Below are 25,379 nucleotides of genomic sequence, written 5' to 3'. Positions count from 1 at the left end.
GGGGCCAAGTCCGAAAAACTGGTCCCGTAATGGAAAAAGAATCCGTCTCCCTCCAAGACGCTCTCGAACACGGTCTTACCTCAGAAGAATTTAGCAAAATCCAGGAAATCCTAGGCAGACTCCCTAACTCCACAGAACTCGGAATTTTCTCCGCAATGTGGTCGGAGCATTGCTCTTATAAAAATTCTATCCTTCAATTAAAAACTCTTCCTACAAAGTCTGATAAACTTTTGGCCCAAGCGGGAGAAGAGAACGCCGGTGCCATGGACATTGGCCAAGGACTGGCAGTTGTTTTCAAAATAGAAAGCCATAATCACCCTACTGCAGTGGAACCTTACCAAGGTGCAGCCACAGGAGTAGGCGGTATCATGAGAGATATTTTTACAATGGGGGCAAGACCCATCGTATCTTTAAACTCTCTTAGGTTCGGTAACCCGGACGAACCAAGAAACAAATACTTATTGTCCAGAGCAGTCAAAGGGATCGGAGATTACGGCAACTCATTAGGGATCGCAGTCTCCGGTGGAGAACTATTCATCGACGAATGTTTTTCCAAAAACCCTTTGGTGAATGCGATGACTGTCGGGATCGTTAGACATGATCAAATGGCAAGCGCAACCACCGGAGGAAAGGTAGGTAACGCAGTATTCATCGTTGGCTCCACAACAGGAAGAGACGGGATCCATGGTGCATCTTTTGCTTCCAAGGATCTGACTAAAGAATCAGAATCCAAACGTTCCGCTGTCCAAGTAGGTGATCCATTTATGGAAAAACTACTGATGGAAGCGTCTCTAGAAGCTATTCAGAAAAAACTTTTAATAGGTATCCAAGATATGGGTGCTGCCGGAATTTCTTGCGCTACTTCTGAGATGAGTGCCAAAGGAAAATCCGGAATGAGGATCAATCTGGACCTGGTTCCTTTTCGCGAAACCGGAATGAATGCCTACGAAGCAATGCTCTCCGAAAGCCAAGAAAGAATGTTGGTAATCCCGGAAAAAGGAAAGGAAGAAGAGCTGGTTGCCATATTCAAAAAATGGAATCTAAACGCAGTACAGATCGGAGAAGTTACCGATACCGGTCTATTAGAAGTTTATAAAGATGGAAATCTAAAAGCCAAAATCCCTGCAGACACATTAGTTTTAGGCGGAGGCGCCCCTAGATACGTTAGGGAAACAAAACGTCCCACTTATTTGGATCAGGTTTCTTCTTGGACTCCCGATTCTACTCTCGATCTACAAGAGAATGAAGCCGGTAAAAAACTACTCAAACTATTAAATTCTTGGAATATATCTTCCAGAAAACCGATCATTGAGCAGTACGATACCGAAGTTGGTCTAGTCAAACTGATAGGACCAGGCGCAGACGGAGGATTGTCAGCTATTCCTGATACGGATATGGCATTGGCAACTGCGACGGATTGTAATTCCAGATTCACTTATTTGGATCCGTATTGGGGAGCAGCACTCGCAGTTTGTGAAGCGGCAAGAAACGTAGCCGTCACAGGCGCAGAACCTCTCGGAGTAACCAATAACCTGAACTTTGCAAACCCTTATATTCCGGAAAACTATTATATGTTTTCAGAATGTGTTCGAGGAATGGGAGATGCTTGTAGGTTCTTAGGACTTCCTGTCACGGGAGGAAACGTTTCCTTCTATAATGAGTCACCTGAAGGACCGATCTTCCCTACCCCGACTATTGGAATGGTTGGAATTCTGGACAAACAGAAGGAAGCGGTTTGGGGTGCTCCTAAAAAGGCAGGACTAAGTTTAGCACTTATCGGTAAATTTAATCCAAGTCTGGGCGGAAGTGAATACCAGAAGACTTTCTTAGGAAAAGTGCAAGGCCAGATCCCGAAATTCGAACTTTCCGACGAAAAATCATTATTAGAAGTTTTGGTCTCTCTTAGAAAGAACGGAAGCCTATCATTCGCCAAAGATCTTTCTTTGGGAGGAATCGTAGTAGCACTTGCAAAAATCGTAATACTATCCGGACTCGGGATCAAGGCAGACTTAAACGTTATCAAACAATCCAGAAAGGATCTCACACTTTTCGGAGAAAGTTCAGGTTCGGTCTTGATCGGTTACGAAAAAGGAAAAGAAGAAAGTATCAAATCACTTGTTACCTCAAAAGGTTTGGACTTCTATTCTATCGGAACAGTAGAATCGGATCCTAAACTCGAGATACAAGGATACGGAATTTCCATCTCTTCAAATGAACTGAAATCGGTTTATGAATCCGGTTTGGAGGAAATTTTCAAATGAGATCCAGTCAAAAAATCGGTATCGCCTATTTAATCCTTTGTGCTGCTTTTATTATTTCGGATTGTAGACGTCCTGCTTCCGAAATTTTAAACGAGGCTTCCAGAAACCCGAGCTCTATCGAAAAATTAGACTTAGGACTTGGTAAACTAGGAACGGTTCCCCCGGCACTATTCAATTTTCCGAACCTGAAGTGGTTGGATCTAAGAATGAACGAACTTACTTCTCTTCCAGAAAATGCGGGAGACTGGAGTAATTTAGAACATTTGAATATTTATGGGAACGATATAGAAAAACTTCCCGCTTCCGTTTCCAAACTTTCTAAACTCAGATTTTTTTTCGCAGGAAATAACGACTTTGTTGGAATTCCTACAGAACTGCCCGCAAATTCTATCCAAACAATTTATCTGGATTCCAATAAGATAGAATTCAAAGAATCCGATATAGATATTATAATGGGATTTCCAAAATTAGAAGTTTTGGATCTGGCCAGAAATAGAAAGATCGGGTCTTTTCCTAAAAACTTTGGATTTTTAGCAAGCCATCCTAAACTAAGACTTCTGATCTTAAAAGAAACAGGTCTAAAACCTTCTCAAATAGAATCCGCAAGAAAACTTCTCCCAAAAGTGAAGATAGAATTTTAATCCATGAAAGAAGAAGATAAGAAGAATCCATATTCAAATACAGTAATACTCCCTCAAACGGATTTTCCTATGAAGGCCGGGCTTTCCACAAGAGAACCCGATCAGATCAAAACCTGGCAGTCGGAAAAAATCCTGCGTAAAATGCAGGAAAAAAGAAAGGATCGTCCTCAGTTCATTCTTCATGATGGCCCCCCTTATGCAAACGGTAACTTTCACACGGGACACGCACTTAATAAGATCTTAAAGGACATGATCGTTAAGTCCAAATTTTTTGCGGGTTACCAAACAGACATGATCCCTGGTTGGGACTGTCATGGTCTTCCGATCGAAGTTCAGGTGCTTAAGAACCTGGGAAAAAAAGCAAGAGAGATCGGACCGGAAGAATTAAGAAAACTTTGTAGAGAATACGCGGAACAATGGGTCCAAAAACAAGGACAAGACCTTTCTCGTTTTTTATGTTTCTGGGAAGAAGGTAAGATCTACAAAACGATGAGCCCCGATTTCGAGGCAAAGATCGTGGAAGTTTTCGGAGATTTATTCGAAAAAGGTTATGTATACCGAGGCAAAAAGCCGGTTTATTGGTGTATAGAACTTGCGACGGCTCATGCTGAAGCGGAGATAGAATATTATCCTCATAAATCTCCATCCATCTATGTAAAATTCCCGGTCAAAGGACAGGATGGAAAATTCTGTCTGATCTGGACCACTACTCCGTGGACTCTTCCAGCAAACCTTGCAATTAGTTTTAATCCTAAATTCGCATATTCATTTTATGCAACTCCTAACGGAGAAGAATTACTTATTGCAGATGGACTAAAAGAAACGGTAGAAAAAGCCGCAGAAGTCCAACTCACTAAGAAAGAATCCGTCTCCCAGGAAACACTTTCTAAAATGGTATTCCGTCATCCATTCTTGGATCAGGATTCTATTCCTCTTTTCGGAGAACATGTGACTCTGGATGCAGGAACTGGAGCAGTCCATACAGCACCAGGACATGGGCAAGACGACTATAAGATCGGTTTAGCTGCAGGTTTGGAACCTTATTCTCCTGTAGATGATTACGGTAGATATACCGACGAATTCCCGATGATGAAGGGAATCAAGGTTTGGGATGCAAATCCTAAGATCGTAGAATTACTTAAAGAAAAAAATCTACTTCTTCATTATTCGATATTAGAACATAGCTATCCTCATAGCTGGAGAAGTAAGAAGCCGCTGATCTTCCGTGCAACTCCACAATGGTTTTTCCAAATGGATTACCAACAGCTACGAGAAAAATCCTTAGAAGCGATCGACAAAGTAAGTTGGATCCCTAACTGGGGAATCACCAGGATCCGCTCCATGGTAGAGACAAGACCTGACTGGTGTCTTTCCAGACAAAGAAACTGGGGAGTTCCAATCCCTGCATTCACTTGCGAAAATTGTAATGAAACTCATCTGGATGCAAAATCCGTAAAATTCTTCACAGACCTCGTAAGAACCAAAGGAATAGAGATCTGGTACAGCGAACCGGCTGATTCACTTCTTCCTCCTGATACAAAATGTTCCAAATGTGGGTCTTCTTCTTTTAGAAAAGGAAAAGATATTTTAGATGTTTGGTTCGACTCTGGGGTTTCTAATTTTGCAGTTCTAAAAGAAAGAGGCAACGAACCTCCTGCAGATCTGTATCTGGAAGGTTCAGACCAGCATAGAGGTTGGTTCCAGTCCAGTCTTTGGCCTTCTATGGCATTACGTGGAATTCCTCCTTATAAATCCGTTCTTACTCACGGATATGTTTTGGATGAACAAGGAAGAGCGATGTCCAAGTCTTTGGGCAATGGAATAGATCCGACCACCGATATTATCAATGTATATGGAGCGGATATACTCAGACTTTGGGTCAGCTCTCAAGACTTCAGAGACGATGTAAAAGTAGGCAAAGACGGCCTTAAGATCATCGCCGATAATTACAGAAAGATCCGAAACACATTCAGATATCTTTTAGGTAACTTGACGGGACATTCTTCGGACCAAAATCTAAATGTTTCCGACTTGGAAGAAGTAGACAAATATTATCTATCCAAACTGGCACAACTTGCGGAAGAACTGAAAAACCATTACGAGAATTATCAGTTCCACCAAGTATATCAGAAACTTCTTCTATTCTGCACCGTAACACTTTCCCAAGATTATTTTGAAATGATCCGGGATAGAATGTATTGTGACAGAAGAGATTCTAAAACTAGAAGATCTTCTTGCACTGCACTTCAGATCATATTAGAAACTCTTTGTATATATTCCGCTTCTATCTTAAGTTTCACTACCGAAGAAGTTTGGAAAGAGAATGGTAAGAAAGAATCTGTATTTACGGAAGAATTCCCGGATCTTTCTGCTTTTAAAAACAAAGAACTAGAAGCTAAATTCGAAGAAGCATTGGCTGCAAGAGAAACAGTCCACAAATCTTTGGAACTTGCAAGACAGGCGAGTAAATTGGGAAAATCTTTAGAAGCTGCAGTGGAAATTTCCCCCAAAGCAGAGAATAAACTTCAAAAGGACTTCTCTTTAGAGGCTCTGGAACTGATCTTTACCGTTTCTCAAGTAGGTTTCGAAAAATCGGACAGAGAACAATTATCGGAATATTCTGATGAACATTTTTCGGTTAGAGTGGTAAAACCTAAAGAAGAAGAATGTCCTCGCTGCTGGAGACATCCAGCAGAGGAAAGACATAACGGTCTTTGCAAACGTTGTGCAGCGGCTGTTTAAAGCCGCTAAACTTTAATTATTTATGATTTCCTAATATTTGCATCATCTGCATCTGGATTTGTTGAATTTCGGTCAACCTTCTCCATTGGTTTTTGAGAATATGATCTATCTTTTCATGAAGATGCCGGATCTCCAACTCTGCCTTTAGATTGATCTTATAGTCCATCTCGGACCTCGCTCTATCCTTTGCTTCTTGTCTATTCTGACTCATCATAATAATAGGGGCTTGGATCGCAGCTAAAGTAGATAAAAGTAAATTAAGTAAAATAAAAGGATAAGGATCGAATCTTACAACGGTAAAGAATACATTAATCCCGATCCAAACCGCCATAGAAAAACCGAATAGAAGTATAAATGTCCAGCTTCCGCCGAAGTCAGCCACCTTATCTGCGACTCTTTGTCCGAAGGTCAATCCAGATTGAAACGTTTGGTTGAGATCTTCAGAGATTAGTTCCTGATTTTCCAGGCTGTTTTTGACTTCTTCTTCCAAGGAACTCAGTTCAGAAGTTTCCTTTTGGATCATACCTTGGATGTACTTCATCGTAGCCAGATTTAATTCTCCTAGAGAGACCATCCGACTACCCTGTTGAAATCTTGGGTCCAATTTAATGAGATCCAGAACTTCAGGATTAATATATTCGAAAGAAATTAAGTCTTTAGGATCCGTAATAGAAGGGTCTAAGCAACAATATTCCGGATTCATCTTGCTTTATCTTGAAATCAAGGTCTGTCGTTTTCGTCGGTGAGTTTGACAGGCTGGTATTGTTTTCTAGGAGTGAACTTGTATTTGCTCGAATTTTTCATATCGAAAACTACCCATTTACGCAATGGAAGTCCATCTATCTGTCCGAAGTCCACATTCTCCCCTTCTGCGATCTCAGTTCCGTCGAAACCATGAACTAGTCTGATCTTTTCGATCCTGGTCCAACGGCTAAAATCCAGGGCAGCATCTCTATCTACAAGTTCACGTTTTACACGTCCAAACAGAAGATTGATCTTACCTTCTGCCGCCCAAAGAACACAACTGGTAACCTCGTCGAAAGAGATCACGGATTGTGTATCATCATATTTAGAGATTATAAGAAGAAGTTTGTCGTTCGGCAGATTTTTTAAAGTATAAGGAAGGTCTCTCGCGAGTAGATCCAGTTCGTGATCTGAAAATACGAAATCCGAAAAATAACCTACGGAAGAACGTTTAGAATATCTTAAATTTCCAAAATAGTCTTTAATTTTGGCCTGGTCCAATTGGATAGGATGGTCCAATTTAATATCTTCATTCTTGGAAGTTTTATCAAAATCAGGTAGATCAGAAACGCTGATCGTAAAAAATCCCATCCCTTCGGAGCGGAACATCCTGTCTTTGAAAAAATAAGGATAACATCCGGAGAAACTAAACGCTAAAAAAAGGATCAGGGAAGTACAGAGAGCTTTTCCCTTCATAAAATCTAAAAGTGAAAAATTCATTACAGGACTCTTGCCGAATTGATTCATCTATTTGTTGGAACTTTTTAGAAGAGTTTCCGGTTCATTCTACTGTCAGAAATTCCCGAAAGTCGGGGTATTTCTCCAGAAATTCTTCGATGGTGTACAGATTTACAATTCTGTCTAGACCGGAAAGCCTAAAAACTGAATGTAGAGACTTATTTAGCCCGAATATATTAACAGTTCCTTGATGGTCCCTGATCTGATTTCTGACTTTGATGATAATGCCAATCCCAGAAGAGTCGATAAACTTTACGAGACCCAAATGAAAGCTGACCACGGGGGGGTATCCCTCCCGAACGCTGTCCTCGAACTCCAGGTAAAAGTCCCGGGAATTATCCATCAAGATATCCTCCTGGACCGAAAGTACCAGGTGATTTTCTCGGGCGAGACTTTTAAGAATCATGGGAAAATAACAGGCCCAGGAATTCAGAGTATGTCAAGAAATAAGTATCTTTGTTGATTTATTTCGCCAGAAAGCCAAGATACAATCAGAGCGGTTTCCAAGGAATCCAGTCCATGTCCGAATTCGATAAAACCAGAAAAAGTATCGGTGCTAATAACCTAGATGATAAAGCCAGGCGGGAAATGTTCGACAAGTTCCAGTCCGCCGGCGGAAAAGTAGTCTCTGATAAGGATAAAAAAAGAGATGAAGCTCTTCGCAAACAAAAAGAGCAACCCCAAGTCCGCCAAGGTGCAAGAAGCCAAGCCGGGGGAAGAGACCCAAGACAAAACCAATCTTCTCAATCAGGAAGATCGCCCGTAAAACAGGCGCCTTCTAAGCCGAATCCAATTATGGATCGTAAGGCTTTAGAAGATGAAATGGGAAATTTTTTCAATCGTATGGCGGTCCGATTCAAATGTTGGATCTCCCGCGTAACGTCATTTTCTTCCAGTGACCTTCTCCCTGCTTTTATGTCCGAGCTGAATATCGCAGGAAAAAAAGCGCTTCTGGAAATGAACTTTGTAGGAAACGACCTACTAGGAAATCCTGCATATGCTTCAAAGATCGCAAAGGAACTGGACGGGCAAAATCCTCTTTATATAGAACTCTTGGGCAGAATGCACAAAGCCTATGATAGCACTGAGCTGAATCAGCTTTTAGAAGGGCATAACGCTGCCCCCGACCTTCCTGTATCGGTCACTAGAGTAAGACAACCTCTCTATTCTATATTCAAAAAACTGTATTATATGTATCCGTTCCAAGGCTCTTACGTAAAAGCCGTAACCTTAGGCTATCAGGCTCTGGAAAAACTGGAAGGTAAACCTGCTACGGTTTATAATACCAAAAGAAAAAGGGCTCTCCAGGAATTCGACGTTCTTTACGGGACCATTTTTGATAAACTCTATCTTGCAATTCTTAGAAGTGAGGACAAAAACATCCCTCTTTTGAGCACATATATGGAGAATGTCCTGGGAATTCTTCCGGAAGAAAAGTTAGGCCAAAGAAAACAGGGCGAAGAGTTAGACGAAATCTCCGGAGGAGTCCATCCGGAAGAGGAAGATACGGAAGAAGCTCCGGACGAAAAACCGGTCGATCCGGAAGAAGGCCTTAGCAAAGAGCTAAAATACGGCCTAAAACTCATGAGATCCTTACCTTTGGATCAATTAAGAAAACGTCATGATACAAGGGGAGAACACGATCTTCTCCCGGCAGGGGACAAGGCATTCTTGACCTGGTTATTTTTCAAAGAGTTCGACGAAGAATATTCCTTCGTGATGACTACTAAGAAGATAGATCTAAAACCCACTATCGCGGCAGGATCCAAAATAGATTACCGCGAAAAACTGATCGATCTTTATGAGACAACCAGAGGGATCCACGAACAATTCAGGATCTACGACCAGTATTATAAAGAATTGGAAAACCATCTTAAAAATCCTGGCGCAAATTATATTGAAGCTTCCAAAAAAACTTCTGCCCTGGAGACTAAAAGAAGTCAACAGTCGCGTAACGTAAGAGTCACCGCCAAGGACTTTTTCCAGAAGGGAGCGGAACTTCTTTCCAAATTGATCGCGGATATGAAAGGCAAAAAAGAGATCGTGACCAATATGGAAACTTTAATGACTTTCGATCTGATGGAATCCAAAAAGAGATTGAATAAGAAACCGATAAAGCAGTGTATTATGGAATCTTATTGTTATGCTCTGGCGTTTTCCGAACGTTTAGAAAACGGAGATCTTTTCGGTGGAGTTCCTGAACTTTCCGCAGAAGAGATGGAAAAAGAATTCGGTATCAAGGCTGCAACTGCTGCTCCTGAAGCAGAAATTTTAAGTCCTGGTGCAGAGTCCGGCGACGGAGAAGACGATAGTTTCGGTGTGGACCCTTCCATACTTTCCGATTAAATTCAAAGTCGCAGGTAAAGAGTGACCTCAGTAAAAATAACCCTTTTCCAAAAGGATCTATCCCAGCCGGTTTCTCCCGAACAAAGGACCAAACTTTCTAAGGAAAAATCGGATTTCCTCATTCTTCCATTATATTTCCCAGGAGGAGGAAACGGTTCCCCTGAGTCATTGGCTTCTCGTGCCAAAACTTTTTTAGATGAGATCTTCGCTATCTCGGAAGTTTATAAAGGTGCGATCTTTGGCGGCGGAATGTTCCGAAGAGACGACGAGGGTAAATTAAGATTTTCTATTCCCATCGTACAGAATATAGTGCTAGTAGATTGGTACGATGTAAAAGGTTTATCTTCCGAAGATTCCCCTGCTATCCCTGGTTCAGGTGAAGATTCTCTGATCTTAGGGGGATTTCGTTTCGGGATCTTTGCAGGTAAAGAGATCCAAGATAAATCCAAGCTGGAAAAATTAAAATCAGACAGGATCAATTTGGCATTTCATTTGGATTCTGTTTCGGATAACGGTACGAACTATTCCCAAGATCTTAAAAATTACGCAGATCTTTCTTCTCAGTACGGAATGTTCTTAGTACGTAGTTCCGGCTATGGTGTTCCTTTCGGTAAAAAAAGGATAGGAAGAAGCCTACTTTCCACTCCAACAGGAGTCACTTGGAAAGTGGCAGAGACCGAACAAGAGAAAGAGATCATCAAGACCGTTAACATAAACGGCATCAACGGTTTATTTTAGGGACTTTCAAAAAAGAAACTAGGAAAATTATGTACAAATTCAAACGAACGGATCTACCTACAATTTCCATCTCCGGGATAATTATATTTGTACATTTTCTTCTTGGAAAATTCGGATTTCCGATCGTTTCCATAAATTCGTATTGGCAACTTCCATCCGAAGCATGTTTTTTAGAGACCCCCCTTAAATCATTTCTTTTTACTCATGGTTCCAGTCCTTTTTTAGGCATTCTGCATTATATCTCTTATAAACTCGGAAATGGAGATCCATACGCAATTTATTCATTTTTGCTCCCTATTCTTCACATACTCAGTTTTCTTTTCTTCAAGAGAGCAATTGCGCAATTTAGACTCCGATTCGAAATTTTCATTCTTGCCGTTTTATTTTTAAATCCTCTTATTTTTATCTATTTCAGATATCCTTTCTATTCCAGTTACTTATTCTTTTTAACTTGTTTTCTACTTTATGCATTATTTGCCCCCATTTCCATTACGAGAAAATTCCTGTTCGTGAGTTTAGCCATATCTATCGGCAGTTTTATTAGACCTTCTTGGCATTTGGGCTTAGCTCTATTCTGGATCTTTTATATGATTTGGATTTGGAGAAATAAATTATCAAAAAGAATAATTGCCCTCGGGGTGGTTTTCCTACTCTTACCTGTGTCCTTATATGCGAAAAATTATATTCTCTTCGACTCCTTTACAGGAAGCACTTGGTTAGGAATGAATATTGCCCGCTTTCATACGCGAAATTTCGTGCCGGGTTCACTTTCATTGGTACGTCCTTTTTCAAAAATTTCCGAGTATAAAGGTTTATATGATGAAGAGAACCCGCTCATTCATAAATATTCGAATGAACCATGTTTGAATGGTGAAGATTTTCAAAATATTCGATACATCTTTATTTCGAGAGCATATTATAAACAAGTAGCTCCCAAAATCTCAATAAGACATTCACTAGCTGTTCTGGATTTCGGTGTCGAGAAATATCTGAAGAGCCCAGGAAATTACTTTTTATTAAAGTCATTTACCGAAAAAATTTCCGGACCTTGGAAAATATATCCTTTTACGGATTTACTGTCGTATTCTCTTTCGCCGGATGAAGAAGTAAACGTATACCAATTTATCTACCCGTTCATGATAATCGTTTTTTTAATTTCGATTCCGACGCTTTCTAAAAAAATTAAATTAATTTTTCTGCATTTATTAGCATTAAGTTTCCTATATTGTTTCGTAGATCCAAATGAATCGCATCGAATGCGAATGGAAGTTGAACCAATTTTTTATTTTTGCGTTCTTTTATCCCCCTTTTATGTCATGCGAATTTGGCGCCAAATTGAAACAAAATTCGTTAGCCGATTCGCAACATCAAAAAAAATTCGCTAAGATTAAGATATCTGCGATTATTTAATTTTATCCTTGCCAACCGGAGGTATAATTCTATTCTCTCCGCCGTTCCAAGGACTTCATATGAAGATAAAAGCTCATCAATTGATCGAATCCATCGAGTTTAAAAAATTAGTACGGACTAGATGGACAGTTAGTTTCGTTTTATTGTTTTTCCTATTCCTGAACTATTACGGATTTATACTCATCATCGCCTTAAAGAAGGAATGGGTTACACAAAAGTTAGGAACCGGTAACTACGGATTATATGCGGGTGCATCCGTAATCTTATTCTCCTGGTTGCTCACATTCTTATATGTTTTCTGGGCCAATAAATATTACGACCAAGAAGTAGAAGTATTAAAATCTAAATTAGAATCGGAGAATAGATAATGGAATCCTCTTTAGGCCAACCGAATTTTATCTCCGTTCTATTCTTTGTAGTATTCGTAGTTCTTACATTAGGGATCACTTATTGGGCCGCTAAAAAAACTAAAACTTCCAGTGAGTTTTATGCAGCGGGCAGATCCATTACAGGTTTCCAAAATGGTTTAGCACTTTCCGGAGACTTCATGTCCGCCGCTTCCTTCTTGGGAATTTCAGGAATGGTGGCTTTAAAAGGTTATGACGGGATCATCTATGCGGTCGGCTGGCTTGTAGGTTGGCCGGCACTCATGTTCCTTCTTGCGGAGCCATTGCGTAATTTAGGGAAATATACTTTTGCGGACGTATTAGCTTTTCGTTTAAAACAAAAACCTATTCGTATCGTTGCTTCCATCGGCGGGATTTTAGTCACGATCACATACTCTATCGCTCAGATCGTAGGTTCAGGAAAGCTGATCAATCTAATGTTCGGACTTCCTTATGAGTTAGCGGTCCTGATCGTGGGCGGGGTCATGCTCCTATACGTTTTGTTTGGAGGAATGATCGCAACCACCTGGGTGCAGATCATCAAAGCCTGCCTTCTTCTTTTCGGAGTCACCCTACTCGTGATTCTATCAATGGCACAATTCGGTTTTAGTTTGGAGAATTTATTCTCCGCAGTGGAAACCAAATTCGGAAGAACAGCCTTAGAGCCGGGAGGATTTGCCTCTAGCCCAATCGACTCCATTTCCTTGGGACTAGCTTTAATGTTCGGTCTATTAGGTTTACCTCATATTCTAATGAGATTTTATACTGTGCCTGATGCAAAAGAAGCTAGAAAATCCGTGGCTTATGCTACCACTTTCATAGGTTATTTTTATATCATCATTCCGATAGTAGGCTTTGCTGCCGCAGTTCTCATAGGAAGAGAACAGATCGCCGGAATTGATAAGGGTGGAAATATGGCGGCCGCACTTTTAGCCGAGTTACTTGGAGGGACACCATTTTTAGGATTTATCGCAGCAGTAGCATTTGCCACAATCCTTGCAGTGGTTGCAGGTTTAACATTGGCAGCTGCTTCTACCATCTCTCATGATCTTTACTTCAACGTATTTACGGAAGGTAAAGCAACCGAAGATGAACAAGTCTCTGTCGCTAAAAAAGCGACTGTCGTTTTCAGTATAGTCAGTATTCTACTCGGGATCTTGTTCAAGGACCAGAACGTTGCCTTTATGGTGGGATTGGCATTTGCTATCGCAGCAAGTGGAAACTTCCCAGCATTATTTTTATCCATTCTCTGGAAAAATTTTAGCACAGCAGGAGGAGTATTCTCCATTCTGATCGGTTCGATTTCCGCGACCTTGTTTATAATATTTAGTCCTACAGTTTGGGTGGATGTTTTCAAATTCGATCAGGCAATTTTTCCTTTAAAAAATCCTGCGATCGTTTCCATGTCCTTGGCATTTATATCAGCATTCATTTTTTCTAAACTGTTCCCGGACGAAAATGCTGCTGCAAAATTCGAATCCGAAAAGGTCAGAGTTTATTTAGGAATTGGAGCTGAATAAAAGAAGAAGTCAAAGCTGCTTTGTTCAAAGCAGCTTATGATCTTTCATGGATCTATAAAGAGAAGCAATCGTCACTTTCAGGATCGCAGCTAGTGGAACTGCAACAAGCATCCCTGCAATTCCAAGGAGACTTCCTCCTACAGTGACTGCACCTACTACGATCACTGGATGTAGAGAAACAGCATCCGAGATAATAACAGGCTGAACGAAAAAGTTATCCACGGCTTGTGCGATCAGCACTACAATCAAGATCGCGACCATCAATTCATACATTCCCATTCCTTCATTGATGCCATTCGGAGTAAAAATCCCGGCACCTTGGGTCAAAGTCATGAATAATGGAGGAACCATCCCGATAATAGGGCCTAAATATGGAATCGAGTTTGCGATCCCTGCGAATAAGGCGAAGATATAAAAGAACTTTAAGCCGATCACATAAAAACCGATCATAGAGATCGCAGTAATAATCGCACTTTGGATTACCAAACTTCTTAAATAATTGGTAATCTGTTCGTTGATCTTTGAAGCTACCATTAAGGTCATTTCGAAGTATCGATTCGGCACAAGGCTTACTATATTCTTATATACTCCGTTCCCGTTTAACAGGAATAAAAATGCGAATAATGGTGTGACCACCAAGTATCCGATCAACGTCGGAATTATAGAAACCAAGCCGCTTACCTGAGCATGGATCATTTCGGCCGCTTGTTTTACCAATTCATCAGGGCGGATCGTATCTTCCCAGCTTGCAGGATAATCATTAAACCTAAGCTGGAAACCGACTACCAGGTATTTAAACTTAGCGTCATCTATATCCTGTTTCCAACTTTTCATAATAGGTTGTAAAGTGGAAACGATCGGAGGTGCTACTTCCGTAGCGATTAGATAGATAGGAAGACAGAGTAAAAAAATCAGGATGGCAACCGAAACAATCCTGGGCACTCCCAATGTTTCGAAGTAGTTTATAGTTCCGTTAAATATATAGAACAGAATTAAGGAAAGAGCAATCGGCACTATAAGAAGTTGCAGACCGATTGTAAAAAATACGATGGCCGCCCCTACTAAAAAGAAAAAGATAGATCGGATTACGTATGTAGAGAGCGGTTTCGTATCAGGCATTTTTTTGTTTGCCCTTATAGTATGCTTTTTCCAGTAACTGATTGGTTTTCTGGAGTCTTTCTACCACAACTCCGGTAAGACTCAAAAGTATCTCAATCCCGATCTTAGGTTTGGTCTCTATAATTTCTTTTAAATCAGGTTGGAAAAATCCGAGTAAGGTAGATGGCTCTTGAGCGATTGCAGTTGCTGTCCTTCTCTCTTCGGAGAATAAGGAAAGTTCTCCGAAGAATGAATGTTGGTCAAGATGGGCTAGGTCTAATTCTACCCCGTCTCTAACCGAGCGGATCGCTACCTTACCGTCAAAGATCATATAAAATCCTGCTCCGGCTTCTCCCTGTCTGAAAATTTCCTCTCCCTCGGAATATTGTCTAACGTGGACAAGTCTTGCTATCTCGTGCAAAGTCCTTCTTTTTAATTTTCCGAATACGGAAGTCTCTCGAAGGAAACGTATGATCTCCGGATTGGAGGTCCCTTTTTTCTTTATTATCTTTTTCCAGATAGGGAGTTGTAGGAAATTCAAAACTACTTCTTATCCTCTTCGATTTTCATAGTCAGGATCAGTATTACCAATCCCACACTCACGCAGGAGTCCGCGAAGTTAAACGCGGGCCATCGATCGATCAAAAGCCAGTTCGGCCAATCGAAGTCTAAGAAGTCCACCACTCCGATAAATCTTCCTTCGTAACGATTTTCTACGAATCCGAACTCAGCTCCGATCCCGATAATTTTCACGAAAAACTTATCTATAAAATTTCCGAATGCTCCCGACATTACAAGCGCCCAGCCTGCGGGATGACCCAGGTCGGAATTTTTCCAACGATATGCGATTAACACTAAGATCGCTACTGCTGTCAGAGACAAAGAGGTTCTTGGAAATCCTTGGAAGAGCCCCATCACAAAACCTGTGTTGAAAGTCAGGGTTAAACGGAAAAAATCTCCCATCAATTCGATCGGGTTATGAGGTCTTAGATAGAGTATAGCGATGTATTTGGTAACTAGATCTATAACTGTTCCAACAATCACGCTTATGATAAAGATAGGGGGATATACCTCTAAGAACTTCTTTTCGAAATATTTCACTGACGATTCCTTTTAGAGCTGAATTTATTTTTGATAACGGATAGAGCAAGGAGGATTCCGAAGAAAACGGATACTCCGTAAGCCACCATTGCTTGAGTTTCGATCCCTTTATCCAATCTATCGGTTCCATAATGGATACCAAAAAGTATGAATGCTGCACTGATGATCTGATGACCTAAAGAATACATCTTCTTAGTATGTTGTTCCAGATCCGGAAGTTTATAAGCCTGCTTTCCTCGGTTTAAATTTTTAACCGCCTGTAATAATTCTCCAGGAAGAGAAACCGCCTGTCCCCAGATACCACCTTCCTGAACAAGAACCTTTTGCCATTGGTTCTCTCCTTGGAAGACCAGTCCCTTAAATGGTTTTTCTCCATAATCCAAAACAGTACGGTATGGATCCAAGTTTGCAGTAATTCCGACCAGAAGACCTAGAACTCTTTCCAAAGGAACAAGAGCGGTCGGCAATTGGATCATTCGGAGAAGTCCACGAAGACTTGAATTGATCTCTTTTAAAAATTTCAGATCTTCAAGAGTATGAATCTGCTCGAATTTAATATTCTTAAATGAATCCGTATCGGATAAAAACTTAGAAAGTTTTTCCATGGAGTAACGGACTACTTCTTCCAGCTTCTCTCTATCCGCTTTTTTAGAAATAAGTCCTAACTCATCTAGAGCCTCTACGAGTGCAGGATAGTCCTTTGTCATAGCACAAAGAATGATCTTTCTGAGAGCAAGTGCTTGGCTAGGAGGGATTTCCCCTACTGCTCCGAAATCTATAAAACAAAGTTTTTCATCCGGAGTATAGATCATATTTCCCGGATGAGGATCCGCATGATAAAACCTATATTCAAATATCATAAGGATATAAGCTCTGATCAGAAGATCGACCGGCCTGGACTTTGCCTGTCCTTTTTTTAAAGTACCGGCTTGAGTGATACGTTTCCCTTCTATAAATTGAGCGGTCAGAACACTCTTGCCGCTCCACTCGGGAAATAACTTAGGAAAAACATAATCAGGCTCTTCTGCAAAATATCTGGCCATACGGTCCATGGACTCGGCCTCTAAACGAAGATCCGTTTCTCTTCCTACTAATTTCGCAATTTCCTTATGAACTATTTTGAAATCGAATGTGACCAAGAATCGATTAATCCTTTTCAGGAACTTACGAACTGCCTTTAGATCTTTTTCGATAATATCTTCGATGCCTGGATATAAAATTTTAACCGCTACTTTTTCTCCCTTAAAAGTGGCGGAATGAACCTGGGCGATGGATGCCGATGCAAGAGGCGCTTCTGAAATATCGGGAAACACTTGTGCGATCTCTTTTCCGAATTCTTTTTTGAACCTTTCTTTAATCTCGGAAAAAGGATGAGGAGGAACACGATCCTGTAAATCCTGCAAAGGTTCCGTAAAACTTTCAGGGAATAGATGAGAGAGTGATGCGAAATATTGACCGAGTTTTACATACACTCCTCCCATTTTCAGAAAGAAGTCCCTACACTCAAAACCCAATGATTTATAAAATTCTAATTCTCTTTCTTCTCTTGATTTGGAAGAAAGAAATAATCTTACAAATTTATAATACCAGAATAGACTGAATATTTTTTTCCAAAGAAAGAAGCTACCTCTATAGTATCTTCCTCTCGCGGAATAAGAAGGCAATTGATTTGAATTTGTAGATTGGGAATTTGAAGGCATAGGCTTAGATTTACGAAACTGTTCTAATTTCGGCGACGGTTTTGATCTTATGTAGAAGTTCCATGATGCCTAGATTTTCTCCGATATCCCCGGTCATTCTTACTGATTTTCCCGTAAGAACATTGCGTATCTCCGCATAAAGGTTCATAAACGGGTTCGATCCGAGGAATGATTTTTCGGGAAATGAGACTTCCGTCAAACTATTAAATCCCTTGTATTTCTTGGAAGGTTTGGAAACGAAAAGTCTCATACCATCGTTGGATAGAAGGATACGTGCCTCGGAGGTCATAATATCCATCTCGAATTGAAAATATTTCCTAGCGCCCCCCGCTTCCAGAAACACCGCGGGCCCGGATTTATATTCCAAAAATGCAAGTGCTCTATCTTCGATAGGTATCCCCTTTCGTCTAGTCAAAGAAGAACGGATCCGATCCGGTTTGCCCAAAAACCAATGGATCAAATCAACTGCATGAGTTCCATCATGGAATAATGGCCCAGTCCTTCCTTGGAATGCTCGGCCAGGGGCTAAGGCAGAAGTCAAAACGGATGCGCGGATCGTACGAATTGGCCCGTATTTTTGAGAATCCAAAACCCGCTTTGCCCATACGTATTTAGGATGATATCTTCTCTCGTGATTGACCCAAATTCGGATCCCTTTTTTACGGGAAAGCTTTTCCAGATCCTTTGCTTGTAAGAAAGTTTCACAAACCGGTTTTTCTATCAGAAAATTTTTAACACCTCTCTCGATCCATTCGAGCGCATTTCTATAATGAGATTCGGAAGGACTGGAGATGATCGCAAGATCAGGTTTATATTTAGAAGATAGATGATCAAGATCGGAGAAGGTAACGTGCTCGGGTAATTTCCACTGCTTACGAAACTTCTCCCTTTTATCCGGATTAGGATCGATGCCTCCCAGAAACTCAAAATTCCTTTTACCCCAAGGAGAAAATAAGACACCGGAATGAGTACAAGGCTTGGATCTATACGGATCTTTTTCCAAGGATGAAGCAATCCTTCCCAAACCGATTAAAACAACCTTGGTTTTTCGCATCCCGCATACTTGAAAACCGGAACCGGAAGCTTGCAAGAGGAATTTTTAAAAATAGACTGCGAGTATTTTAGGTAGGAAGATATTGGGTCTGATGAAAGCCCCATTCCAATACGATCCCGAAACAGTAAGAAGGATACTACAAAGTCCATCCGACTTTTCCTTTCAAAAAGAATCGGAGATCACAAGTATCAGCACAGCATCCGGAATGGTGGAGCCCGGGTCCTTATTCGTACCTTTACGAGGAAATAGAGACGGACATGAATTTATATTGGATGCCTTGGAAAAAGGAGCCTCATATTTTTTATGCGAGAAGGATCATCCAATTTTAGAAAACCTTAGTTCAGAACAAAGATCTAAAGCAATCCAAGTCAAAGACACATTACTCGCTTTAGGCAAGCTTGCTACATTTCATAGATCCAGATTTAATCCAATATTGATCGCAGTCACAGGTTCTAGTGGAAAAACCACCACAAAAGAGATCTTATCCTCCTGCCTTTCTCCATTGGAAGAAGGTTTATTGGTCACTGAAAAAAACTATAATAATGAAATCGGAGTTCCATTCACATTATTTAAGATCAACTCAAAGACCAGATATGTAGTATGTGAGATGGGAATGAACCACGCGGGTGAAATTTCCAGGCTGACCAAAATGGCAAGGCCTGATTATTCACTTATAACCACTATTGGAACAGCTCATATAGAATTATTAGGTTCCAGAAAAGGGATCGCAAAAGCGAAAGCGGAAGTCCTGGAAGGAATGAACAAAGGTGGAGTATTATTCTATCCGGAAACGGGAGAATATAAGAATTTTCTAAAGCGAAGATGCCTACGTTTCGGGATCAAATTTAAATCGGTCCCTCTTAAAAGAAGAATAGAAATATTAGAAACCAATCGAGAGGGATTTAAGATCTCATTCCTAAATTCTATACTAGATTGGAGCCTTCCCGGGATCAAGTTATTGGAAAACCTAGCACTATGTATTTCCCTTTTGGAAGAAGTTGGAACTCCTACAGAATGGATACAGAACGGTATCGAGAACTTCAGAGCCGGTGACAAACGATTGGATCTCCAAGTAGGAAATTATAAAATTCTAAACGATACATACAACGCAAATAGAGAATCTATGTTATCTTCTTTGGAAGCATGTTCACAGATCTCCGGAGAAGAAGGATTTTACGCAGTACTTGGAGACATGAAAGAAGTAGGAAATTATTCCCGCAAATTCCATACTGAGATCGGAAGTTTTGCAGCAGGTTTAAAGAACTGTAAAGGTGTCTTTCTATTCGGAACAGAATCTTCTCACGCACTAAAAAGTTTCCGAAAGAAAGCAAATCAGGGACTTCTATCCTTCTCCTTTCCAGGCGATGAAGAAGGACTCAAAAACTTAGTGGATACGATCCGCAAAGAAGTGCCTCCAGGCGCTTATCTTTTAGCAAAGGCCTCCAGAGGAATGAAATTAGAAAGAGCGGTAGAAGAATTAAATTCCAAGACCAACGGTTCTTAAGTGTTTTCGGACTTGCCTAGAGATCGATATTAAAGGAATTTGCAAGTGTGAAAACGAAAGTCGCTATTATAATGGGAAGCAGTTCCGATTGGGAAACGATGAAAGAAGCGGTCAGCATCCTAAAACAGTTTGGAATAGAATCCCATACCGAAATCGTATCCGCGCATCGTTCTCCAGAGTTATTATTCGAATTTTCTAAATCTGCAAGATCCAAAGGTTTTGAGATCATCATCGCAGGCGCAGGCGGAGCGGCTCATCTTCCAGGAATGGTGGCTTCTCTCACTACTCTACCTGTGTTAGGAGTACCAGTGCAAAGTAAGGCTCTATCTGGAATGGACAGTCTTTTATCCATAGTGCAGATGCCAGGAGGAGTTCCAGTCGGAACACTTGCGATCGGAACTGCAGGAGCAAAAAACGCAGGGTTACTTGCTGCAAGAATATTGTCCCTACAAGACGAAACATTATCACAAAAATTGGAACAATACAGAAACGATATCAGAGAAGAAGCATTGTCCAAAAATAAAGACCTAATATGACAAAAATTCTAGTTCCTTCCGCAAGACTCGGGGTGATGGGGTCAGGGCAACTCGGAAGAATGTTTGCTCAAGAAGCAATCCGAATGGGTTATCAAGTATCCGTTTATTCTCCTGAAAGAAATAGCCCTGCTTCCTTAGTTGGAGCTTCCGAAACAGTTGCTCCCTATGAGGACGAAAATTCACTTCAAATATTTCTGAAGTCCATAGACGCACTTACATTCGAATTCGAGAATATACCTGGCGCGGAATTAAATTTTATCTCCGAATATTCTAAAAAAAATTCTCTTCCGGTTTTCCCGAGTCCGGAGTGTATCCGGATCGCACAACATAGGATCCGAGAAAAAACATTATTTTCTAAATTAGGACTTCCTACTGTACCTTTTTATCCGATCACAAACAAAGCAGAAGCGACAAAAGCGGCAGAGACATCCAAGTTCCCTGCCGTATTAAAAACTTCTTCCTTCGGTTATGATGGAAAAGGACAAACAAAATTCAAAACCAAAGAAGAGTTCAGGGCATGGGTCGGCTCACTTGGACAAGAACCGCTTGATCTGATCTTAGAAGAATGGTATGAATTCGATAAAGAAGGTTCAGTAATTTTAGCAAGAGATCAAAAGGGAAATATACTTTGTTATTCTCCTTCTGAAAATATTCACAAAAATCATATCTTGGATACTACCATTCATCCCGGGAATTTTTCAGACTCGATCAAAAAACAAATGGTAGAATCTGCGAAAATCCTGGCAGAAGGAATAGATTATATTGGCGTATTCGGATTAGAATTTTTTATCAAAGGTGATAAGATCGTTCTAAATGAATTTGCTCCAAGACCTCATAACTCAGGTCATTTCTCTCAAAACGGAGCAAATATTTCTCAGTTCCAACTTCAATTGAGATGCCTTACTGGACTTCCTCTTCCTTCTGAACTTTCTTCTCAACCTTCTTCCATGAAAAATATCTTAGGACAAGATTATCTCCCTGATTCAGACCTTTGGGCGAAGTATCTTTCTGATGAAAGATACACTCTGCATCTTTATGGTAAGTCCGATCCAAGACAGGATCGTAAGATGGGGCATTGGAATTATGTGGGAGATAGAGCTGAGAGAGCGTTTTGATAGAAATAAAATAATATTTCTATCAATCCGGAACTAAAAACGTCTTCCTTTTTCGATTCATTTTTAATCGGGCCAAGTTACAAGTTCCTTCCTTTATTTGCAAACCAGCAAAGTCGATCGACTTTCCAGTCTTTCTCTCAATAGAAATCCCTATTTTTCCAGACGAAGGGATTTCAAATTCATTAATACTCGGAAAATAGTTTGGGGAAATTGTTTGCAACGTTTCTTTATAATTTAAAATTTCCTTTTTGTTCTGAGAAATAACAACACGTAAATTATCTTTATCCTGCAGATTCTCTTTCGCGACCGCGCCAAAAACGGCTAAACAATAATTTCCTTTTCTAAAATAGGCAGTTGTATCTTGTAATATCTTTTCATATCCGTCAATAAAAAGTGAATCCTTATCGAATCGATAAGCATATCTATCGTTTATAAATCCAGACAAACGACCCTTCTGACAGGAGAAAACTGGCTGAATATCTAACTCATCAGTTACGAACGGATAGTATTTCCGGAATGGTTGAGTATAAGGTATTCTTGTCCAATCCCATGCACTCACTTCCTCAGGCAAATGGTTACAAGCTTGCCAGTTTACAACCCCTCCCAAATATACTGCAGAAGAATGGGCCCATATAGAAATGCTTGCAAAGAGAATAACCAATACCTTTAGTATTTTAATCTTCCTTGCTAACTTAAAAACTGGAATTAGAAGTACGAAAAAAATTGGAGAGAGATCAGAGAAAAATCTAGCTCCATAACTCACGCCGGCCCACCAATATTTATAAGGCGAATAAAGTAATAAGTAGCCAAGAATGCATAATGTTAAATAAAAAAGGGTAATTTTTAATCTCCCTTTCGAAATAAAAGGACCGAAAAGCGAAAGTATAACGATCGGACAAAAAATAAAAACGCCATAACCCGGACTCCATAATAATCCGGAAAAACCGCTTCCAAAGTTCCAGGCAAATAGAGAAACAGCTCCATCATTTGCTAGTGCGGCCTTAAAAAGGCTATATCCTCCCTGAACATCACCATAAAAATAAAAGTTCAATAGACCAAAAAATATTCCAGCAAAAAGTGCCCCAGAAGAAATCCACAGAACTTGATTCAACTTACTCTTATTATGAATCAGATACAACTTATTCATAATCCCGAACAAAAGACCGATAATGAAGGCGATAATTATTCCACTCGGTCTAACAAAATAAAACGTTCCAAGTAAAAGACCAAAGAATAAAAGCCTCTGTCGACTCCATGCATTGGACACGAGCACGTATGGTAGCGACAATGCGAGCAGCATTTCTATTAATCCATGTTGCCACAAAGCTTGAGAGGAAACCGAGAGATGAGGAGAGGCGAACGAGAATAATAGGCTAAGAATCAATGCAGAACGAAACGAGACCAATCTGAGAATCGCTCTGAAAAAAAACATGGAAGTCAACGCGGCTATCGCGCCGGCGGTGTATTTTTCCAAATAGAAAGCACTAAACGGAATTGGGTTCTGTTCACTTATCAATCCGGGATGAGGTAATTCTATACCTGCTAATTTTATAAATCCATAAACAATACTATTCATCAAACCCGGCAAAATAGGGTAGCTCCCCAATACCTTCCCATCCGCCCAAACTAAATAGAAAGGCAGCCTAATAAAATCCCCCGTAGGAAGTTGTGTAACAGTTTCGATCAACAATTTCTGTTTAACAAAATGTTCAGCCTTAATTGTATTTGGAGGAGGGAAAAATTCGTTTAAATCTAAATTTCCTTCCGAATATATTGTGAATGGATATAGCTTAGCAGGAATTGAGTCCCCTCTCGCAAAAATTACCGAGGAATAGGTAAAACATAAGAAAATCGGAATGCAAAAATAATAGAATGGATTTTTTGCAGATAACACAGCTATTGATCGCCAGATGTTTCCGTTTGCTTTTTGACGAAAAGCGAGAAGAATTATTATAAATAAAATAAATAACAAACAAGGCAATTTAAATGCTTCGAAATATTGTCTTGTATAATCTTCCGTTTGAAAAAATAAAAATGTATATAATCCGAAGATAATACTAATCGATAATTTACATAGAAAATTAAAATTAAGATCGATTGGAAATTTCTTATGGATAATTATAGCAATTAGCAGAAGCACAGCTGATAATGCAATTCCATACCAAGGAATTGCAAATCTTCCATTATAACCAATAATTTGGCCAAGACTCATCGATAAAATTATGCTCGAAAAATAAATACAGTATTCACAGGTTCTATTTAAAATCGCTTCTGCTTTTCTATTTTCTTTCATTCGTTAATTCTGAGTCTCCTTAATAAAGGGAAAGGAATTGATTTTCATACATAGAGAATTGCGACCATTTGGATTGTAATGTCACCTGCGGATCGCGAAGACGATTGTTTGACCGAATCCGAAAGGTATATAATCCAAAGGTTTTAGGAAAGGAATAATAGAATCCATTATCAGAGCGTCTGACACTTTAATATTGGAAGCACGAAATACACGCATTTTAACAAACCATCCCAATGCCCCAACAAGATTAAAAGGTTTCCATAGTTCCAATTTAGATTCAGGAAATTCGGAAACTAATAACGATTCAATCCTTTTTCTGTCTGACCATCCGTACCGCCTGTAGTGCCCGATCTTCCTATCAAATTCTGAATACAATATTTTAGTTGCTGGAACGATTGCAACAAACCATCCTCCTGAATTCAAAATTCGCAATCCGTGTTGGATAAGCCTCCAATCATCCGATGCATGCTCTAAAACATTTGAACTATATATAGCATCCCAATTTTGAGGACCGATAGAAAGAAAATCCTGCTCTACTCCCAAAAACTTAGGTATATCAGAAAATCTTGATTTTAGGCGGAGGACATTATATTTAGAGAGATCAGAAAGAAGAACATTGTATCCTTTTTCAAAAATTAAATTCGCAATCGTCCCGGTTCCTGCTCCGATTTCAATGTTTCTGAACCCAAGGAAAGGAGTTATTTTGGAAGTTAGATAATCGTTGTAAGTGGCTGCCTCCTCAACGGTTTCTAAAACTTCCACTCCTGCCCCACCGTCAGCATAGACGATAGAATTTTCTGATAAGATCTGCTTCTGCGTAAAGACGTATCGATCAAATCCTAGAAAGTTCCAAAGAACAATGGCCATGATTCCAAAAATAGTTGAAAAATAGAAAGAGAATCCTAATGAATCGAAAATTAGGAAAATAAGTAATCTTAATATCAGTCCGGAAAGTAGTACTGCGTGGTAACGAATAAACTCTATAAATAAATTATCGTATTTTTCTTTCCATGTATAAAATTTATGAATTGGAAATGAGATTAGAATGGGAATCTCGGTAGCTATAAGATTTCCTAAATTTCTGCCTAAAGCAGTCTCGGAAAATTCCGAAAAACTAAATACAATTTTTGCTACGATCAAGTTTATTCCGAAAATAAACGTTCCTGATACTAAATAACGAAATTGCCTCGTTGAAAAAAAGGATGATGAAATTTCCGACATTATTTAGGCCAAAAGGTTAAAAATTTAAGTTCAATAATAAAAGTCAATATAACTTTCGACGTTTTCTCGGAGCCTCAAAAACTAAGTTAAAGTGCAATCGATACTATATAATTGAATTTGTAAAAGTTTTTACTTTGTAGAGTCGCGCCAAACTTTATAATTTTCCAAGCTACACTTCCCAAGCGAAACAATGATAGCCAAGAAATATATTGACGCTTGCAAAAAGTAAAC

The 25,379-nt window shown here is 39.9% G+C and carries 21 protein-coding genes; 11 read left to right on the top strand and 10 right to left on the bottom strand.

The window, feature by feature from the left end:
- The first annotated feature begins 29 nt into the window (after positions 1 to 29).
- From purL to ileS, 3 genes are read left to right on the top strand one after another with little or no spacing between them, the layout of a single operon-like run.
- A complete protein-coding gene (purL, locus tag EHO58_RS11590; RefSeq protein ID WP_135680018.1) occupies positions 30 to 2,261 on the top strand; it encodes a phosphoribosylformylglycinamidine synthase subunit PurL in 2,232 nt (743 codons plus the stop codon).
- Positions 2,258 to 2,902 (top strand): leucine-rich repeat domain-containing protein, encoded by a 645-nt coding sequence (locus tag EHO58_RS11585; RefSeq protein WP_135629221.1) that lies wholly within the window; start codon positions 2,258 to 2,260, stop codon positions 2,900 to 2,902. Before purL ends, EHO58_RS11585 begins: the two co-directional genes overlap by 4 nt.
- Positions 2,903 to 2,905: 3 nt before the next feature.
- The gene (ileS, locus tag EHO58_RS11580; protein WP_135680017.1) at positions 2,906 to 5,644 is read left to right on the top strand and encodes an isoleucine--tRNA ligase; all 2,739 of its coding nucleotides are present in this window, start codon (positions 2,906 to 2,908) and stop codon (positions 5,642 to 5,644) included.
- A 16-nt stretch (positions 5,645 to 5,660) separates the two neighbouring features.
- On the opposite strand, the gene EHO58_RS11575 is transcribed toward ileS, so the two are convergent.
- The 3 genes from EHO58_RS11575 to EHO58_RS11565 form a co-directional block, all read right to left on the bottom strand.
- On the bottom strand, positions 5,661 to 6,347 hold the full coding sequence (locus tag EHO58_RS11575; RefSeq protein WP_135680016.1) for a DUF1003 domain-containing protein: 687 nt from the start codon (positions 6,345 to 6,347) through the stop codon (positions 5,661 to 5,663).
- 17 nt (positions 6,348 to 6,364) lie between these two features.
- Positions 6,365 to 7,108, bottom strand: a complete 744-nt coding sequence (locus EHO58_RS11570) for an LA_1326/LA_4305 family lipoprotein (RefSeq protein ID WP_135680015.1) — start codon at positions 7,106 to 7,108, stop codon at positions 6,365 to 6,367.
- Positions 7,109 to 7,169: 61 nt separating this feature from the next.
- Positions 7,170 to 7,532: an STAS domain-containing protein gene (locus tag EHO58_RS11565; protein ID WP_100724141.1), complete on the bottom strand. Its 363-nt coding sequence runs from the start codon at positions 7,530 to 7,532 to the stop codon at positions 7,170 to 7,172.
- 113 nt (positions 7,533 to 7,645) lie between these two features.
- Between EHO58_RS11565 and EHO58_RS11560 the strand changes: the two genes are divergently transcribed.
- The 5 genes from EHO58_RS11560 (at position 7,646) to EHO58_RS11540 (ending at position 13,526) form a co-directional block, all read left to right on the top strand.
- The gene (locus tag EHO58_RS11560) at positions 7,646 to 9,472 is read left to right on the top strand and encodes a hypothetical protein (RefSeq protein ID WP_135680014.1); all 1,827 of its coding nucleotides are present in this window, start codon (positions 7,646 to 7,648) and stop codon (positions 9,470 to 9,472) included.
- Positions 9,473 to 9,493: 21 nt separating this feature from the next.
- Positions 9,494 to 10,210 carry an amidohydrolase gene (locus tag EHO58_RS11555; RefSeq protein WP_135629217.1) on the top strand — a complete coding sequence of 239 codons (717 nt, stop codon included), beginning with the start codon at positions 9,494 to 9,496 and terminating at the stop codon, positions 10,208 to 10,210.
- Between the two features lie 509 nt (positions 10,211 to 10,719).
- Complete coding sequence (locus EHO58_RS11550; protein ID WP_135680013.1) at positions 10,720 to 11,595, top strand: hypothetical protein; 876 nt, start codon at positions 10,720 to 10,722, stop codon at positions 11,593 to 11,595.
- An 84-nt stretch (positions 11,596 to 11,679) separates the two neighbouring features.
- Complete coding sequence (locus EHO58_RS11545) at positions 11,680 to 11,988, top strand: DUF485 domain-containing protein (protein ID WP_135680012.1); 309 nt, start codon at positions 11,680 to 11,682, stop codon at positions 11,986 to 11,988.
- Complete coding sequence (locus EHO58_RS11540) at positions 11,988 to 13,526, top strand: sodium:solute symporter family transporter (protein WP_135680011.1); 1,539 nt, start codon at positions 11,988 to 11,990, stop codon at positions 13,524 to 13,526. Before EHO58_RS11545 ends, EHO58_RS11540 begins: the two co-directional genes overlap by 1 nt.
- Positions 13,527 to 13,550: 24 nt before the next feature.
- Here EHO58_RS11540 and EHO58_RS11535 read toward each other — a convergent pair whose 3' ends face one another.
- Genes EHO58_RS11535 through EHO58_RS11515 form a run of 5 tightly spaced genes read right to left on the bottom strand, consistent with a single transcriptional unit; the run spans position 13,551 to position 18,479 of the window.
- Entirely contained in the window at positions 13,551 to 14,645 is a 1,095-nt protein-coding gene (locus tag EHO58_RS11535; RefSeq protein WP_135629213.1) for an AI-2E family transporter, read from the bottom strand.
- Positions 14,638 to 15,165, bottom strand: coding sequence for a cyclic nucleotide-binding domain-containing protein (locus EHO58_RS11530; protein ID WP_100711055.1), 528 nt, complete (start codon positions 15,163 to 15,165; stop codon positions 14,638 to 14,640). The genes EHO58_RS11535 and EHO58_RS11530 overlap by 8 nt, the downstream gene beginning before the upstream one ends.
- Before the next feature lie 2 nt (positions 15,166 to 15,167).
- Positions 15,168 to 15,725 carry a lipoprotein signal peptidase gene (locus EHO58_RS11525; protein WP_135629211.1) on the bottom strand — a complete coding sequence of 186 codons (558 nt, stop codon included), beginning with the start codon at positions 15,723 to 15,725 and terminating at the stop codon, positions 15,168 to 15,170.
- A complete protein-coding gene (locus tag EHO58_RS11520; protein WP_135680010.1) occupies positions 15,722 to 17,425 on the bottom strand; it encodes an ABC1 kinase family protein in 1,704 nt (567 codons plus the stop codon). The genes EHO58_RS11525 and EHO58_RS11520 overlap by 4 nt, the downstream gene beginning before the upstream one ends.
- Positions 17,426 to 17,435: 10 nt before the next feature.
- A complete protein-coding gene (locus tag EHO58_RS11515; protein WP_135680009.1) occupies positions 17,436 to 18,479 on the bottom strand; it encodes a Gfo/Idh/MocA family protein in 1,044 nt (347 codons plus the stop codon).
- A 91-nt stretch (positions 18,480 to 18,570) separates the two neighbouring features.
- Between EHO58_RS11515 and EHO58_RS11510 the strand changes: the two genes are divergently transcribed.
- Genes EHO58_RS11510 through EHO58_RS11500 form a run of 3 tightly spaced genes read left to right on the top strand, consistent with a single transcriptional unit; the run spans position 18,571 to position 21,634 of the window.
- Entirely contained in the window at positions 18,571 to 19,983 is a 1,413-nt protein-coding gene (locus tag EHO58_RS11510) for a UDP-N-acetylmuramoyl-tripeptide--D-alanyl-D-alanine ligase (protein WP_135680008.1), read from the top strand.
- A 47-nt stretch (positions 19,984 to 20,030) separates the two neighbouring features.
- On the top strand, positions 20,031 to 20,519 hold the full coding sequence (purE, locus tag EHO58_RS11505; protein WP_086448343.1) for a 5-(carboxyamino)imidazole ribonucleotide mutase: 489 nt from the start codon (positions 20,031 to 20,033) through the stop codon (positions 20,517 to 20,519).
- On the top strand, positions 20,516 to 21,634 hold the full coding sequence (locus tag EHO58_RS11500; RefSeq protein WP_135680007.1) for a 5-(carboxyamino)imidazole ribonucleotide synthase: 1,119 nt from the start codon (positions 20,516 to 20,518) through the stop codon (positions 21,632 to 21,634). The genes purE and EHO58_RS11500 overlap by 4 nt, the downstream gene beginning before the upstream one ends.
- 22 nt (positions 21,635 to 21,656) lie before the next feature.
- Here the strand turns inward: EHO58_RS11500 and EHO58_RS11495 are convergent, their stop codons facing one another.
- Together EHO58_RS11495 and EHO58_RS11490 are read right to left on the bottom strand one after the other, a co-directional pair.
- On the bottom strand, positions 21,657 to 23,927 hold the full coding sequence (locus EHO58_RS11495; RefSeq protein ID WP_135680006.1) for a hypothetical protein: 2,271 nt from the start codon (positions 23,925 to 23,927) through the stop codon (positions 21,657 to 21,659).
- A gap of 81 nt (positions 23,928 to 24,008) precedes the next feature.
- Positions 24,009 to 25,148, bottom strand: a complete 1,140-nt coding sequence (locus EHO58_RS11490) for a GtrA family protein (protein ID WP_135680005.1) — start codon at positions 25,146 to 25,148, stop codon at positions 24,009 to 24,011.
- Positions 25,149 to 25,379: the final 231 nt, after the last annotated feature.

The organism is Leptospira selangorensis, from assembly GCF_004769405.1.
Lineage (GTDB): Bacteria > Spirochaetota > Leptospiria > Leptospirales > Leptospiraceae > Leptospira_B > Leptospira_B selangorensis.
Note: the sequence above shows the minus strand (reverse complement) of the source record. Positions and strands in the feature narration are given on the sequence as shown.

Bases quoted from the DNA above. Each gene is read 5' to 3' on its own strand.
- purL (WP_135680018.1), top strand. From the start codon at position 30: ATGGAAAAAGAATCCGTCTCCCTCCAAGACGCTCTCGAACACGGTCTT.
- EHO58_RS11585 (WP_135629221.1), top strand. From the start codon at position 2,258: ATGAGATCCAGTCAAAAAATCGGTATCGCCTATTTAATCCTTTGTGCT.
- ileS (WP_135680017.1), top strand. From the start codon at position 2,906: ATGAAAGAAGAAGATAAGAAGAATCCATATTCAAATACAGTAATACTC.
- EHO58_RS11575 (WP_135680016.1), bottom strand. From the start codon at position 6,347: ATGAATCCGGAATATTGTTGCTTAGACCCTTCTATTACGGATCCTAAA.
- EHO58_RS11570 (WP_135680015.1), bottom strand. From the start codon at position 7,108: ATGAATTTTTCACTTTTAGATTTTATGAAGGGAAAAGCTCTCTGTACT.
- EHO58_RS11565 (WP_100724141.1), bottom strand. From the start codon at position 7,532: ATGATTCTTAAAAGTCTCGCCCGAGAAAATCACCTGGTACTTTCGGTC.
- EHO58_RS11560 (WP_135680014.1), top strand. From the start codon at position 7,646: ATGTCCGAATTCGATAAAACCAGAAAAAGTATCGGTGCTAATAACCTA.
- EHO58_RS11545 (WP_135680012.1), top strand. From the start codon at position 11,680: ATGAAGATAAAAGCTCATCAATTGATCGAATCCATCGAGTTTAAAAAA.
- EHO58_RS11540 (WP_135680011.1), top strand. From the start codon at position 11,988: ATGGAATCCTCTTTAGGCCAACCGAATTTTATCTCCGTTCTATTCTTT.
- EHO58_RS11535 (WP_135629213.1), bottom strand. From the start codon at position 14,645: ATGCCTGATACGAAACCGCTCTCTACATACGTAATCCGATCTATCTTT.
- EHO58_RS11520 (WP_135680010.1), bottom strand. From the start codon at position 17,425: ATGCCTTCAAATTCCCAATCTACAAATTCAAATCAATTGCCTTCTTAT.
- EHO58_RS11515 (WP_135680009.1), bottom strand. From the start codon at position 18,479: ATGCGAAAAACCAAGGTTGTTTTAATCGGTTTGGGAAGGATTGCTTCA.
- EHO58_RS11510 (WP_135680008.1), top strand. From the start codon at position 18,571: ATGAAAGCCCCATTCCAATACGATCCCGAAACAGTAAGAAGGATACTA.
- EHO58_RS11500 (WP_135680007.1), top strand. From the start codon at position 20,516: ATGACAAAAATTCTAGTTCCTTCCGCAAGACTCGGGGTGATGGGGTCA.
- EHO58_RS11495 (WP_135680006.1), bottom strand. From the start codon at position 23,927: ATGAAAGAAAATAGAAAAGCAGAAGCGATTTTAAATAGAACCTGTGAA.
- EHO58_RS11490 (WP_135680005.1), bottom strand. From the start codon at position 25,148: ATGTCGGAAATTTCATCATCCTTTTTTTCAACGAGGCAATTTCGTTAT.